At 64.6% G+C, this 13896-nt stretch carries 12 protein-coding genes; 5 read left to right on the forward strand and 7 right to left on the reverse strand.

Features of this window, described 5'->3' with window-relative positions; translation table 11 throughout:
- Nucleotides 1–51: 51 nt before the first annotated feature.
- Complete coding sequence (locus ACO07D_RS00125) at nucleotides 52–990, forward strand: GlxA family transcriptional regulator (protein ID WP_421700893.1); 939 nt, start codon at nucleotides 52–54, stop codon at nucleotides 988–990.
- 89 nt (nucleotides 991–1079) lie between these two features.
- Nucleotides 1080–2342 carry a Coenzyme F420 hydrogenase/dehydrogenase, beta subunit C-terminal domain gene (locus tag ACO07D_RS00130; protein WP_421700894.1) on the forward strand — a complete coding sequence of 421 codons (1263 nt, stop codon included), beginning with the start codon at nucleotides 1080–1082 and terminating at the stop codon, nucleotides 2340–2342.
- A gap of 9 nt (nucleotides 2343–2351) precedes the next feature.
- Here ACO07D_RS00130 and ACO07D_RS00135 read toward each other — a convergent pair whose 3' ends face one another.
- From ACO07D_RS00135 to ACO07D_RS00165, 7 genes are all read right to left on the reverse strand, one after another.
- Nucleotides 2352–3125, reverse strand: a complete 774-nt coding sequence (locus ACO07D_RS00135; RefSeq protein WP_421700895.1) for an inositol monophosphatase family protein — start codon at nucleotides 3123–3125, stop codon at nucleotides 2352–2354.
- Entirely contained in the window at nucleotides 3122–4138 is a 1017-nt protein-coding gene (locus ACO07D_RS00140) for a LacI family DNA-binding transcriptional regulator (RefSeq protein ID WP_421700896.1), read from the reverse strand. Before ACO07D_RS00140 ends, ACO07D_RS00135 begins: the two co-directional genes overlap by 4 nt.
- On the reverse strand, nucleotides 4131–5561 hold the full coding sequence (locus ACO07D_RS00145) for a glycerophosphodiester phosphodiesterase (RefSeq protein WP_421700897.1): 1431 nt from the start codon (nucleotides 5559–5561) through the stop codon (nucleotides 4131–4133). The genes ACO07D_RS00140 and ACO07D_RS00145 overlap by 8 nt, the downstream gene beginning before the upstream one ends.
- A complete protein-coding gene (locus ACO07D_RS00150; protein ID WP_421700898.1) occupies nucleotides 5558–6562 on the reverse strand; it encodes an ABC transporter ATP-binding protein in 1005 nt (334 codons plus the stop codon). Before ACO07D_RS00150 ends, ACO07D_RS00145 begins: the two co-directional genes overlap by 4 nt.
- The gene (locus ACO07D_RS00155; RefSeq protein ID WP_421700899.1) at nucleotides 6562–7389 is read right to left on the reverse strand and encodes a carbohydrate ABC transporter permease; all 828 of its coding nucleotides are present in this window, start codon (nucleotides 7387–7389) and stop codon (nucleotides 6562–6564) included. The genes ACO07D_RS00150 and ACO07D_RS00155 overlap by 1 nt, the downstream gene beginning before the upstream one ends.
- Nucleotides 7390–7395: 6 nt before the next feature.
- Nucleotides 7396–8697 (reverse strand): carbohydrate ABC transporter permease, encoded by a 1302-nt coding sequence (locus ACO07D_RS00160; RefSeq protein WP_421700900.1) that lies wholly within the window; start codon nucleotides 8695–8697, stop codon nucleotides 7396–7398.
- Between the two features lie 70 nt (nucleotides 8698–8767).
- Nucleotides 8768–10114: an ABC transporter substrate-binding protein gene (locus ACO07D_RS00165; protein WP_421700901.1), complete on the reverse strand. Its 1347-nt coding sequence runs from the start codon at nucleotides 10112–10114 to the stop codon at nucleotides 8768–8770.
- 589 nt (nucleotides 10115–10703) lie between these two features.
- Between ACO07D_RS00165 and ACO07D_RS00170 the strand changes: the two genes are divergently transcribed.
- The 3 genes from ACO07D_RS00170 (at nucleotide 10704) to ACO07D_RS00180 (ending at nucleotide 13679) form a co-directional block, all read left to right on the forward strand.
- Nucleotides 10704–11486: a DeoR/GlpR family DNA-binding transcription regulator gene (locus tag ACO07D_RS00170; protein ID WP_421700902.1), complete on the forward strand. Its 783-nt coding sequence runs from the start codon at nucleotides 10704–10706 to the stop codon at nucleotides 11484–11486.
- Nucleotides 11487–13172: a Na/Pi cotransporter family protein gene (locus ACO07D_RS00175; protein ID WP_421700903.1), complete on the forward strand. Its 1686-nt coding sequence runs from the start codon at nucleotides 11487–11489 to the stop codon at nucleotides 13170–13172.
- A 78-nt stretch (nucleotides 13173–13250) separates the two neighbouring features.
- Entirely contained in the window at nucleotides 13251–13679 is a 429-nt protein-coding gene (locus tag ACO07D_RS00180; protein ID WP_421700904.1) for an Lrp/AsnC family transcriptional regulator, read from the forward strand.
- Nucleotides 13680–13896: the final 217 nt, after the last annotated feature.

A 13896-nucleotide genomic window follows, 5' to 3' on the forward strand; every position in this document is an offset into this window, starting at 1 on the left:
TCCCTGCAAAGCCGCGCCAATCTGGTCAAAATTCGCGCGAATCCTGCCAAAATGACTGACCTGACCGTAAATATCCTGTTGTCCAAGGCCTATTCGAACATGGTTCTGGCCTGTCTTCTGGAGCCGCTGCGTGTGGTGCGCGACAGTGGGCATGCAGATGTGAGATGGACCATCCTGACTGCCGATGACGGGGCGGTGGTCAGCTCATCAGGCATTCGCGTCGAGCCGAACACGCCCCTTCGGCAGGCCGGACCGGCGGATCTGGTGCTGATGGTCGGGGGCGACGAGTTTCGCGCCGAGGTTCAACGGCATGCCGGGCTTCATCGCGTTTCACCGATTCTGCGTTCGGGTGTGGTGATCGGGGCGGCAAGTGCCCCGTGGCTGATGGCCGCCCTTGGCCTGCTGGACGGGCGGCGTGCCACGGTCCATTGGCAACTCAGCGAGGAATTCGCCGAAACCTTTCCGAAGGTCGATGCGACCACCACGAGGTTCGTGCGCGATGGCCGGTTCTGGACCTGTGGAAATGCCGCAACCGCGTTGGATCTGATCCTCCTTTTCATCGAGGAACGGTTCGGCCCCGCGGTGGCCTATGACGCTTCGGCCATGTTCCTGCAAGATAGCGCCCAGACCGATCTCGATCCTGCCAGCCCCCTGCCCCGGCTGCGCGGGCAGACCTCGGACACGGTGCAGCGACTGGTCGCGCACATGTCCGATACTCTGGAAACGCCGCTGCGCCTGAGCGCCCTGGCACGTGCGGCGAACATGTCGGAACGCAGCCTGTCGCGCCTGTTCAAACGCGAGCTGGGCGTGTCTCCCGGACGCTATTATCAGGTTTTGCGCCTGGCCCGCGCCCGCGACCTTGGGGCCAACACCCGGCTCAGCGTCGAAGAGATCGCCCTGCGCTGCGGGTTTTCTTCGGCCTCCGGACTGCGCAAGGCCTACCGCAATTGCTTCGGCACCTCGCTGCGGCGGGGTGCGCCGACGGTCTGAGCCCTGTCCCATGGGCGACCTCGGCGCCGTTTTCGGGCAAGCGACCGGGGCTTGGCCGGGCAAGATGGGCGGCAGGGAGGCACTCAGACATGACACCCACCGACCGGCTGAACATTATCACCGAGGACGCCATGTGCATCGGCTGCGGCCTGTGCCAATCCGTGACCGGGCGGGATGTTGTGCGCGTGGAAATCGTCGAGACCGGCTATGAACGCCCGGTGGTGCACGGGGCTCTGGACCACGCGACGGTCGACCGGCTGATGGAGCTCTGCCCCGGCACGCATGTCGAAGGCCTGCCGGAACGCGAGCGCACGCCCGCCACCAAGACCGACCTGATCTGGGGCGATTACCTGACCATGACCCTAGCCCATGCCGCCGACCCGGAGGTCCGCCATCGCGGCGCGACCGGCGGGGTTCTGACCGCTCTTGGCATGTATCTGATCGACACGGGCGAGGTGGATTTCATCCTGCAGGCCAAGGCGTCGAGCCGCGTGCCAACCTTCGGTGACGCCGCCCTGTCCCACAGCAGCGCCGAAGTGCTGGAGGCCGCCGGGTCACGCTACGGCCCAACCGCGCCGTTGGTGGAGGTGATGGCGCAACTGGATAAGGGCCGACCCTTCGCCTTTGTCGGCAAGCCCTGCGACATCGCCGCCTTGCGCAACCTGGCAAGGGTCGATGAGCGGGTGGACCGGCTGGTGAAATACATGCTGACCCCGGTCTGCGGCGGCTTCATGCCGCCCCAGGGCATGGCGCGATTCCTGCGCGACGAGCTGCACATCGACCCCGACCAGGTCACCGGCTTTCGCTATCGCGGATACGGCTGCCCCGGCCTCACTCGGGTCGAGATGGCCGACGGCACCGTGCACGAGCGGCGCTACACCGATTTCTGGGGCACGGATGAAAGCATGTGGATGCTGCCCTTTCGCTGCAAGGTCTGCCCGGACGGGATCGGCGAGGCGGCGGATATCGCCGCCTCGGACACCTGGCCAGGGGGCTCGCCGGATCCCCGGACCGAGGATGACGACCCCGGCACCAACGCCATGGTCATCCGCAGCGCGCGCGGCGCCGATCTGGTCGACCGGGCCATCGCGGCGGGTTACCTGACCCTGACCGGCCCGGTCGACCCGCGCTACATGGACAGCGTGCAGCCGCACCAGCGGGCCAAGAAACTGGCGGTGGGGTCGCGGCACGCCGGGCTGCGGGACGCGGGCAAGACCGTTCCGCGCACCGAACGGCTGCGGTTGGATGCCCTGACCGAGGCGCTTGGGCCGGAAGAGGCCGCGCGGCAGCGCGCGGGCACACGGGAAAGGGTGCGCATCGGCAAGGCAACAGAGCCGACACCCAAGGTCTGATCGAACGGATCAGACTGGAAAGATCGCCTTCCACGCCGCGCCATCGTCCAGGGCGGCCGGACCCAGGGCCAACACCCCGCTGCCCTTCCGCGCGAAACTGGTCAGGTCGTCGTGCAGGCAGGCTCCGCCCGCCTCGGCAATCAGCAGCAACCCCGCCGCCGCGTCCCACAGGTTCAGGTGTTTCTCATAAAACACATCCGACCACCCGGCGGCCACGCTGAGCAACCCGGTGCAGGCCGCGCCGCTGCGCCGGTAATCCGCGCCACGCGCCACCACCTGATCAATCTGCGTCAGATGTTCTCCAAGGTCGATGCGCGGCGAATACCCAAGCTGCACCAATGCGATGGAGGCTTCACGCCGCGGCGCCACCTTCTCGCCGTTGATCCGGATCCCCGCGCCACGTTCGGCGGCGGCGATCCGCCCCTGGTCCGGACAGGAAATCACCCCGTGGGTGACCTGCCCCGCCACGACACGGGCAATGCAGATGCCCCAGTCCGGCAGACCCTTGAGGTAGTTCGTCGTGCCATCAATCGGATCGACCACCCAGAAGGTCTCGGCCGCGCCACCGCCTTCCTCCTCGCCCAGGATCGCGTCGTCGGGATAGGTTTCGGCAATGCGACGACGGATCAGGCTTTCGACCTGCTGATCGGCATGGGTGATGAAATCCATCTTTCCCTTGACCGACACGAAATCCACCGGCGCCTCGGCCCGCAGACCCTGGGCCAACCGCCCGGCCTCCTCGGCAAGATCGGTGGCGAATGTCAGTTCGGGGGAGGGCGTCATGTGGTCTGCTTTCTTGTTGTTGCCCGGTGTCTCGGCGAAATGCCGATCTCCAGGATTTCATGGGGTCGCGCCGGGTCGGAGATGCGTTTGAGGATCAGCTCCACCGCATCCACCGCGGCGGCCTCGTAACATTGGCGAATGGTCGACAGCTGATAGGATTTCCAACCCGCCTGCGGGATGTCGTCGAAACCTACCACCTGCACGTCATCGGGCACGCGTACGCCATGGGCCAGGCGCAGGCCGTCGAGGAAACCCAGCGCCAGCAGATCGGTTGTGCAGAAGACGGAATCCGCCCCGGAGTTCTTCACGAACAGATCCGCCGCCGCCAGGCCGCTTTCGTAATCCTGGCTGTCGGTCGGGATTGCATCGACCGACACGCCCGCTGCCATACAGGCGTCGGAAAAGGCCTGGGCGCGACCCAGAACCGAATAGGTGCGGTCGCGGGGTTCCAGCACGGCAAAACGGGTGCCACCGCCTTCACGCAACATGTCAAAGGCCATCTGCCCCGAGGCGGCGATGTCGATCAGCACCCCATCCGCCCCACGCATATTGGCGTCGCGGTTGATCAGCACCACCGGCACATTGAGCTGCGCGCATTCTTCTATGATGGCACTGGGCGGGGTGCCCGAGGTGATCATCATGCCGGACACCGAATAATTCAGCAGCCGTTCGACCAGGCCGGTCTGATCCTCGCCCCCCTCCAGCGTCACCAGGATCGGGGTGTACCCATTGGCCAGAAGCTCCCGCGCGGCGGCCCGCACCTGTGAGGCGCGATAGGGCGTGTCGAGCCGCGAGGCAACGATGCCCACCAACCCGGAGGAGCTGGTCTGCAGGCTGCGGGCCAGGAAATTCACGCGGTAGCCCAGCTCCCGCGCCGCGTCGATCACCTTCTGGCGGGTCTCGTCCGACATGCGCCCCTGCCCCGACAGCGCGCGGCTGACCTGGCTGCGGTGCACGCCGGCCAGTTTGGCGACGTCGAAGGAGGTGGGTTTCTTGTGCGGCGTGTCAGTCATCGCGGGAAAAGGTCTGGTTCAGATAGTCGCGGAACAGGAAAGGAAAATGCAGATTGACGATATCGGGACGGACCTCGGTGATCTTGTAGAACATGTCCCGATTGCGGCCCATGTAGGCGAGCATACTGCGCAGGCCCATGCGGCGACAGTCTGCAATCTCAGACAAATCGTCCTGCATGGTGTATTCGATGATTTCCGGCGACAGCGCCTGCGCGGCCTCGAGCGAGGGCACGTCCTGGCGGCGCACCATCAGCCGCGCCTCGGCACTGGCCGCGCGCAGGATCCGCAGGTGTTCCATCGTGTAGGACCAAAAGAAACAGCGATCCAGCATGTCGGCCCGGATCACCTCGGCCAGCACTTTCGCGGCATCGACGGTCTTCAGCTCGACATAGAACTGCCCGTCATAGAGCTTGGCAAGCTCCAGGAACGCGGCAAAACGCGGGATGCGTTCACCGGCGTAGAAGCTTTCATAGCGGCTGCCCGCATCCACGTCCTTGAGCGAGGCCAGGTCGCGCCAGGACAGCGCGCCGCGCGCGGTGGTGCAGCGGTCCAGATCGACGTCATGGAACACCACCACATGGCCATCCGCCGTCTGGCGCAGGTCCAGTTCGACATAATCGAACCCGGCGGCAAAGGCGCAATGGGCACCCGACAGGGTGTTTTCCGGTGCGAATTCGCAGGCGCCACGGTGGCAGGCGACCTCGACCGGCCATTGCACCGGGGGGCGAAACGGGTGCACCAGTTCCGGCCGGTCCGAGCAGATGCCCAGCACCGGCAGTTCGCGCAGCACCGCCATGCGGTCGGGGTCTTCCTCGTGCCAGAGCACGACCTTCTGCCCGCGCCGGTCGACCTCGGCGAAGAATTCCGGCGTCAGCTCGTCCTGCGGACGCTCCATATGCTCCCAGCACAGGTGGATCACATCCGCGCCCGCGGCAAATTCGAACGGATCGACACCGACCGGCACCAGGACCGAGCGCGGATAGGGGCTGTCCGCCTCCTGCAGCATCCTGGCCGCGCGCGGATCGAAGGCGCCCAGGATGGCCTTTTCGATGCCGTGGGATTTCAGCGCCTCCAGCGTGGGCAGGGTGGCGTGGGTGTCCTTGATATCGGCGTAGATGCCTGCCCCCTTCTCGACCGCCAGCGCCAGGACCTCGGCGAAGGGCACGGCGGGCACCGCCTGCGCGCGGGCCTCTTCCGCGATCTGTGCAGCGGTCAGGGAGGACAACCGCTGCCCATCCGGGAAGGCCGCATCGTGATAGGTGATCAAGGTGCCGCAGGCGGCCGAACGGATGTCGACCTCCCACATGTCCGCGCCCAAACGCGCGGCCTTCTCATAGGCGGCCAGGCTGCAATCGGCCGCATAGGCGCTGGCCCCGCGATGCGCGATCGAATAGGGCCGCTTGGGGGACAGCCAGTCGCTCATACCCGCGCGCCCTGCATGTCGAAGATCAGCGCCTGGGTGGTGTCGAAACCCCAGTCGACCTCCTGCCCCAGCATGAGCCCGGTACCCGCCGACTGGATCGAGCGCACCAGCTTGCCCGAGGGCAGCTCGATGTCAAAAAGGTCCTCGCGCCCCTGGGTTTCGACAAATCGCACGATGCCCTTCAGCCCGGTGCCGAATTGCGGCCCGACATGTTCGGGACGCAGCCCGACCTCATGCCCGCCCGCTGGCGGGGTGAACCCGGGCAGGTCCGCTGTATCCACGAAGGAGATCGGCGGGTTGCCCAGGAACCCCGCGACGAACTTGTCCTGCGGGTTGCGATACATCTCGGTCGGGGTGTCGATCTGCGCGATCTTGCCCTCGTTCATCAGGGCGATGCGGTCGCACATCGACATGGCCTCGACCTGATCGTGCGTGACCAGGATCGCGGTCAGCCCGGTCTCCTGCTGGATGCGGCGGATTTCCGAGCGCATCTCCAGCCGCAGCTTGGCGTCGAGGTTGGCCAGCGGTTCGTCCAGCAGCAGCACATCGGGCTTGCGCACCAGCGCACGGGCGAGGGCCACGCGCTGTTGCTGGCCGCCCGACAGCTGCGCCGGGCGACGCTCAAGCAGGGCCTCGATATGCACAAGCTCGGCCATCTCCTGCACCCGGCGGCGGGTCTCGGCCGGGTCGACCTTCTGCACCTTCAGGGGGAAGGCGATGTTTTCGAACACCGACATATGCGGGTAGAGCGCGTAGTTCTGGAACACAACGCCCACGTTGCGCTCCTGACTGGGCAGGTGGGCCACGTCGCGCCCGCCGAACTTCAGCTGCCCGCCGTCGATCCGGTGGATGCCGCAGATGGCAAAGAGCGTGGTGGACTTGCCGCAGCCCGAAGGGCCCAGAAGCGCCAGCATTTCGCCGGTCTTCACGGCCAGGGTCATGTCTTCGATGACGGCCACGCCATCGAAACGTTTGGTGAAATCGATAAGGTCGAGTTGCATCAGCCCTTCGTGCCTCCGCCATAGATGTTCATGAGTTTGTTCTGGAAGACGATGTAGATCACGACGACGGGCATGGCATAGAACAGGCCCACCGCCTTGAAGAGATCGAAATCCGCTTTGGTATCGTCGAGGATCAGCGCCTGCATGTAGGTCGCCAGAACCTGCGCGTCCGAGCCCGGCGCCAGCACCAGGGGCAGGACGAATTCGGACCAGCCCGACAGGAACGAGAAGATCAGGATCGCCGCCAGACCGGGCTGCACCTGCGGCAACACCAGCTGCCACCAGACGCGGAAGCGCGAGGCGCCGTCCTGCACGCCGGCCATCTCGATCTCCCACGGCACGGTGTCGTAGAACCCCTTCATGATCCAGATGCCGAAGGGCAGTTCCAGCGCGGTCTTGACGATGATGACGCCGATCAGCGTGTCATAAAGACCCAGCAGCTGCAGGATCAGGAAGATCGCGATGATCAGGGTCACGGTCGGAAAGGCGTGCAGCACGATCAGACCGGCCAGGAAGAAGCCGCGCGCCGGAAAGTTCAGCCGCGACAGCGCATAGCCCGAGGTGAGCGAGATCAGCGTCACCACCGTCGCCGTGGAGGTGGCGAAGATGAAGGTGTTCAGCGTGACCTGCCAGATGCCCGCGCGCCCGGTGTCGAGGTTGCTCCACAGGAAGCGGAAGTGCTCGATGGTGAACCCGTTGGGGACCAGTGACCCGGGGGCCTTGGTGGTGAAACTGTCCATGATCTGGAAGGCGAACATGATGACCAGCGGCAGCGAAAAGACGCTCAGCACCGCCAGCACCGGCCAGTTGCGGAAATTGTGTCGCATGGATAGTTACCCTTCGATCAGCGGCTTGCCGACAAGCGTCTTGAAGTTGAACAGGCGCAGGTAGAACAGGCTGGCCAGGATGCCGATCACGACCAGCACCAGGGCAAAGGCCGCACCCAACCCGTATTGCAGATTGCCGCCGTAGTTGTTCAGCGCGGTGTGATAGGCGGCCAGGGCCCAGACCTCGGTCGACCGGCCGGGTCCGCCTTCGGTGGACAGCAGGATGTATTCGAACGAGGTCAGCAGCGACAGCGTCTGATACGAGGTGGTGAACAGGATCGGCCAGCGTAGTTGCGGCAGGATGATGTAGCGCACCTGTTGCCAGCGGTTGGCCCCGTCCACTTCGGACGCATAGAGCATCGAGGACGGGATCGCCCGAATGGCCGATGAGAACAGGATCATCCCCATCGAGGCGCCGACAAAGCCGTTGATCAGCACCACCGCCACCCAGGCATGGGTCGAGGTGTCCAGCATCCAGTTCTTCGGGCTGATGCCAAAATAGCTGGTAATGGTCGAGATGAAGCCGGTGTCCCAGGTGAACCATTTCCACATCAGAACATAAAGCACCGGCGGCAGGATGCGCGGCAGGAACCAGATGGCGCGGAAGGTCGCGGCCTGGGCCGACGGCAGATAGAAGGTCGACAGCGCCAGGAACAGGCCGAAACCGATGTTGAACGTGAGCGTAAAGGTCACATAGATCAGCGTATTGCCCGCATAGCGCCAGGTGGATGGCAGGGTGAACAGCAGCTTCACGTTCTCGGTGGTCCACACCCAGCCGGTATAGGCCTGCCGGGTGACCTGTGCGTGGTCCTCGGCAGGAATGCCGCCTTCGCTCAACGCCGCGCGAAAGGCTTCCTCGGTCAGGTAGCGTTCGTTCAGGATCGAGCGTTTGAACAGCTCGGCGGCTTCCTTGCGGTCGCGGGTCTTGCGGATGCGGTTGCGCTTCAGGTCCTTCAGCGCGCGTTCCATGTCGCGCCGGGTGGCGAATTGGGCGCCCGCGTGCAGCTTGGCGAACTCCTCGGCGGTCGCTTCACCGAAGCCCTCCGCCAGGGCCGCCAGCCCCGCCTCGTCCACGGTGTACCCCGCGTTTTCCAGAAGGGCGATGGTGTCGGCGGGCAGGCCCGCATCGCCAAGCGCCCTCAGCGCGCTTTGATTGAGCGTATACTCCCCACCCTTGATGCCGGTGGCCGTGCTCATGTTGGTAAAGGCGAACATCCCCGTCAGAAGGACGGGCGCCAGGAAAAACAGAACCACCACGATCAATGCGGGCGAGAGGAACCCCAGGCCCAACCAGTTCATGCGCGTCATGCAGCTGTCTCCGCAGTTTGAGAGAGGGCGGGAGGCGTCGCGAAAACGCCCCCCACCGGTTCGGGTGAGCTTAGCGAACGATCAGTTCGTCGCCCAGTTTGGCGCGCAGCTCGGCCTCGACCTCGGCCACCGCCTCGGCCGGGGTCTTCACGCCGGTCCAGGCCGCTTCCAGACCCTTCCACAGACCTTCCGAGAAAGTACCGTACTGGATGTGGTTGGGCTGCGCATTGGCCGCGCTCAGCAGGCGTTCGGTCGCAAGCGAGGCCCATTCGTCATTGGCATAAAGCTCGATGTTCGACTGCTGATGGGTAATGCCCAGGTGGGCCGACTTGATCGCGTGCAGCGCGTTCATGCGCGGCTCGGAAGCGATCTTGACCAGCTGGGCGGCGATGTCCTCATGCGCGTCGTCGGTCTGATCGGTGATCAGATAAACCAGCGGATGGGTGATCGTGTTGGCGCGGCCGCCTTCGTTGCCCGCCGGGATCAGCGAGAACTCGATCGTGCCGAAGAAGTCGTCATTGCCTTCCTTGCCGGTGTAACGGGCATAGTGCCAGGTGCCACCGTGCCACAGCGCGGCCTTGCCGTTGGCGACCTCGTTGTACCACTGGCCCCAATCGGTGCCGATGTGGTTCTTGCGCGTCACGCCCGCAGCAACCGCATCGACGAAGAACTGGTACATCGCTTCCATTGCGGCCTTGTCCAGCACCAGCTTGCCCGTTTCCGGATCCTGCAGCGTGCCGCCGAAGGACTGGTAGAACTGGGCATAATCCGGGCCGTTCGACGGGCGCGGATAGAAACCGTAACCCTCTTCGACCAGGCCCATTTCAACCGCGCGCTTGGCGTCTTCCAGGACGTTTTGCAGGCTGTATTCACCCGAGGCCACCTTTTCCGGCAGCGCGGCGATCTCGTCATCGCTGTAGCCGATACCGCGCATGGTGTCCTTCCAGAAGAAGAACGGGCGGCTTTCGGCGTCCTGCGGCAGGCCCCACTGGACCCCGTCAAAGGCGGCGATTTCCATCAGGTTCTCGTAAATGTCGTTCAGCGGCCAGGCGTCCATGTCCAGGTAGTCCTCGGCCGGGACGATCAGGCCCGCCTGTGACCAGGGGGCGATGTCCAGATGCGAGGTGACGACGATGTTCGGCGCCGAGCCCGCCTCGGCGGCCAGGGTCACGGCCTGTTTGAATTCTTCCCACCCGCCGAAGTCGCGTTTGCTTTCGACGGTGATGTTGAGCTCCTCGCCTTCAATGGCGCGCTCGCGCATCAGCATTTCGGCGGCCAGTTCGATGGCCTCCATGCGGTAACTGTCCGCTTCGTTCGACCCGCCGGCCCAAACAGTAATGGTTACGTCTTCGGCCATGGCGGCGGTGCCGGCAAGAACAAGCGCCGTCGTGGCAAGGAGGTTACGCAGATTAGTCATTTTTGAAGTCCCGATCTGTGGTTTGTGAGAGACGTTTATTCAGTGTGAGCACACGTGTGCGCAATCAGAATTAGTCGATTCTTGTAACAGATCAATAAAAGTTTTCACGGCGGGATTCGCGGAACGTGATTTTTGCGTGGGGTCACGCAAGGGGTTGAACCGCATGCACAAATCGTGATGTTCCCCGGGCCATGCTGCGGTTGCGGCACGCACCCGGATTATAGTTTTTGCAAGCGGTTGCAAGATTTTTTGCAATTCGGCGGCACTTCACATTCTGCACCGCGGAAACGGCGTTTCCCGGGGTGTGGAACGGGCCTGGGCGGGACCGTGAGGCCCTCCGAGACGGGGTGCAAAAAACTTCTCCGCGCGGTGTGAAAACGGGGTTCACCGGCAGAAACACACCCCGAATCCGCCGGTTCGCATGCGGACATCGGCCCAAATCACGCTGCGTGGGACAGGAGTCCCTGACGCCCCGCGCACGAACCCCACACATCCCGGCAAAACCCAACACAAAATGCCGCTTTCTGGTTGCATCTGGAAAATTTTGGGCGCTAACGTGATCGGAATTGACTGGAACTGTGGAAAATCAATGTCGCAAACCCACCGAGAGCTGGAATTGATGGAGGCGCTGCGCCGTCTGGGCGGGTCGGCCCGCAACACGGACCTGGCCAAGGCGCTGGATGTCTCCGAGGAAACCGTGCGCCGCACCATCAAGGCGCTGTCCAAGACCTCGATGGTGGCGCGTGTGCGCGGCGGGGCCTATCTGGTCGGCACCCAGAACGACCCGAGCTTTTTCCGCCGCATCACCCAACGCCCGGCCGAGAAACGCCAGATCGCCCAGGCCGTGAGCGCGCTGATTTCCGACGGCATGACCCTGTTTCTGGACGTGGGATCGACCACCGCCTTCGTCGCCGAGGACCTGCGCGCACGCCGCAACCTGACCGTGGCCACGAACTCGATCGGCGTGGCCCAGACCCTGGTCAACGTGAACGGCAACCGCGTGCACCTTCTGGGCGGCGAGATGCAGGCGGACGAACGCGGCACCTTCGGCCATGTCACCCATCGCCAGGCGCAGCGGCTGGTCTATGACATGGCGCTCTTCAGCTCCGATGCGGTCTCGGCCCGCAAGGGGTTCCTGTATCAATCCGGCGCCGAGGCGGAGCTGGCCCAGGTGGTCGCCGAGGTGGCCGAACAGGTGCTGGTTGCCTTTGACCACGGCAAATGCGCCGAAACCGCGCCCTACATCGGCCCCGACCCGCGCCATGTGACCCGCGTGGTCACCGACAAGCCCCCCGCCAAACCGCTGGCCAAGGCGCTGACCGGCTGGGGGATCGACACGCTGGTTGCAGAACCCACCACGCGGGAGGTCTGAATGCCGATCCTGACCTTCCTCCTTGAATTGGCCGGGGCGACGATGCTCCTGCTCTTCGCCGTGCGCATGGTGCGTACGGGGATTGAGCGCAGTTATGGCGCCTCGTTTCAGCGCGTGCTGACCGGGCAACGCACCCTGGCGCAGGCCGGGCTGTCGGGCATGGTGTTGGCGATGGTGCTGCAAAGCTCCGCTGCCGTGGCCTTGCTGACCGCCGGCTTCTCCGCCACCGGGCTTTTGGGCTTTCCCACCGGGCTGGCCATTATCCTCGGCGGCGATCTGGGGTCGGCGATGATCATCCAGATCCTGTCCTTCCGCCTCGACTGGCTGGTGCCGATGCTCCTGGCGGCGGGCGGTTACCTTTTCGTCAAGACCGAGGCGCGCAAGGCCCGGCAGATGGGGCGCATCCTGATGGGCGTGGCCTTCATCCTGATTTCGCTGCGCTTTCTGCGCGAGGCAATGGACCCGATCCGCGAAAGCGCCTTTCTGCCCGCCATCGCGGGCCACCTGGCGCGCGACTATGTCACCGCCTTCCTGGTGGGTGGCGCGCTGGCCTTCGTGATGCATTCCAGCGTCGCGGCGATCCTGATGTGCGTGACCCTGGTGCAGATCGAGGCGATCCCCTTTGCCGCCGGCCTGTCCCTGATGCTGGGGGCCAATTTCGGCTCCGGCTTCATCCCGGTCTGGCTGTCGCGCGGTATGGCGCCCGCGGCCCGGCGGCTGGTCTGGGCCAATGTGGCGCTGCGTGGGGGCTGGGCGATCCTGATCCTCGTCGCGCTCAACCTCATCTTCGGGGCCGGGCTGATGGCCATGCCCGAGGGCGGCCAGGCCCTGGTCACCGCCCATATCGCCTTCAATGCCTCGCTGTTCCTGCTGGCCCTGCCCTTCTGCCGCGCCCTGGAAGGCCCCGCGCGCAGGCTGCTGCCCGACCCGGAGCGCCCCGACGCCAGCCTGCCCGACGCCCTGCGCCCCGCCTCCGCGCTGGACCAGACGCAGGTCGCCAACCCGTCCCAGGCGTTGGCTTGTTTGAAACGCGAAGTGCTGCGGATGGGCGACCTGGTCGAGGCGATGTTCCGCCCCGCGCTCGACCTCTACAAGGGGGGCACGAAAGAGGAAATCGCCCGTCTGCGCGAGATGGATGACGAGGTCAACGCCTGTCTGTCCGGCATTCGCGAATACGTCGCCGCCCTGCCCACCGACCGCTATTCCAAGGCGGAACAGAAACAGGCGCGCGACCTGATGGAATACGCGATCCGGCTTGAAACCGCCGGGGATGTCGTGGCCAAGCGCCTGACCGTGCTGGCCGACCGGATGCGGCGAAAGGGTTCGGCCTTTTCCAGGGAAGGGCGCACCGAGCTGCGCCGGATGCATGAATGCATCCTGTCCAACATGGGGCTGGCCTCGAACATCCTGATCTCGGACGACCTGGAAAGCGCGCGATTGTTGAGCCTGGAAAAGACCGAGGTCAAACGCGCCGAACGCGACAGTCGAAAACGCCACCTGAAACGGCTGCAACAGGGTGGGCGCGACAGTTTCGAAACCTCGGACATCCACCTCGAAACCCTGCGCGCCTTTCGCGAGTTCAACAGCCATATCGCCGCCGTCGCCTATCCGATCCTCTACCGCAACGGCCAACTGCTGGAGACGCGCCTGATCGAGGAGATGGACAGCGAGACGGCCAGCGGCTGAATGCGCCCACTTGCCCCCCTTGCCCTGGCGCGCAGATGCTGAAACCTTGGCGACATTGATCGCACGAAAGGACCCCCCGTGCTGGACGACCTCGACCGCCGCATCCTGGCGCTTTTGCGCAGCGACGCGCGCCTGCCCACAGCCAAGATCGCGGCCCAGCTGGGCGTGGCACGCACCACCGTGCACACGCGCATTGCGCGGATGGAGGAACAGGGCGTGATCGCGGGCTATTCCGTCGTACTGCGCGACCCGTCCCGTGAAAGCGTCGTGCAGGTGGTCATCATGTTGGAGGTGCAGCAGAAGGAAACCGCGCGTATTATCAAGCGGTTGGAAGGCTACCCGGAAATCCGCCTCTGCCTGTCGATCAATGGCGACTTCGACCTGCTTCTCTCCGCCGAGGCACCCCGGATCGAAGACCTGGACGTGCTGGTCGACGAGCTCGGCGCCATTCCCGGCGTGCTGCGCACCAATACCTCGGTCGTCTTCGGGCGACGCATCGACAGATAGCACAACATGACGAAATTCTCGTCACCCTGACGATCATATCCTCCGAATCGTCACATTGATCCCTACGATCTGAACATCACCTGCGTCAAACTGTCCAAAGCGTTTCGAGAATAACCTGCCCGGCTGGTTGTTCTCGAAGCGCCCGCAAGGCGCGTGAGGAGCGCAGCGTTTCGTCTCGAACCCGACACGGGTCCAAGGCGAAGCGCTTTTAGAACAG

This window comes from Aliiroseovarius sp., from assembly GCF_965228805.1.
Lineage (GTDB): Bacteria > Pseudomonadota > Alphaproteobacteria > Rhodobacterales > Rhodobacteraceae > JASBTN01.

Excerpts from the sequence above, each read along its gene's own strand:
- ACO07D_RS00170 (WP_421700902.1), top strand. The coding sequence starts at position 10,704 with ATGTCGCAAACCCACCGAGAGCTGGAATTGATGGAGGCGCTGCGCCGT.
- ACO07D_RS00130 (WP_421700894.1), top strand. The coding sequence starts at position 1,080 with ATGACACCCACCGACCGGCTGAACATTATCACCGAGGACGCCATGTGC.
- ACO07D_RS00145 (WP_421700897.1), bottom strand. The coding sequence starts at position 5,561 with ATGAGCGACTGGCTGTCCCCCAAGCGGCCCTATTCGATCGCGCATCGC.
- ACO07D_RS00165 (WP_421700901.1), bottom strand. The coding sequence starts at position 10,114 with ATGACTAATCTGCGTAACCTCCTTGCCACGACGGCGCTTGTTCTTGCC.
- ACO07D_RS00135 (WP_421700895.1), bottom strand. The coding sequence starts at position 3,125 with ATGACGCCCTCCCCCGAACTGACATTCGCCACCGATCTTGCCGAGGAG.
- ACO07D_RS00160 (WP_421700900.1), bottom strand. The coding sequence starts at position 8,697 with ATGACGCGCATGAACTGGTTGGGCCTGGGGTTCCTCTCGCCCGCATTG.
- ACO07D_RS00150 (WP_421700898.1), bottom strand. The coding sequence starts at position 6,562 with ATGCAACTCGACCTTATCGATTTCACCAAACGTTTCGATGGCGTGGCC.
- ACO07D_RS00175 (WP_421700903.1), top strand. The coding sequence starts at position 11,487 with ATGCCGATCCTGACCTTCCTCCTTGAATTGGCCGGGGCGACGATGCTC.
- ACO07D_RS00125 (WP_421700893.1), top strand. The coding sequence starts at position 52 with ATGACTGACCTGACCGTAAATATCCTGTTGTCCAAGGCCTATTCGAAC.
- ACO07D_RS00155 (WP_421700899.1), bottom strand. The coding sequence starts at position 7,389 with ATGCGACACAATTTCCGCAACTGGCCGGTGCTGGCGGTGCTGAGCGTC.
- ACO07D_RS00140 (WP_421700896.1), bottom strand. The coding sequence starts at position 4,138 with ATGACTGACACGCCGCACAAGAAACCCACCTCCTTCGACGTCGCCAAA.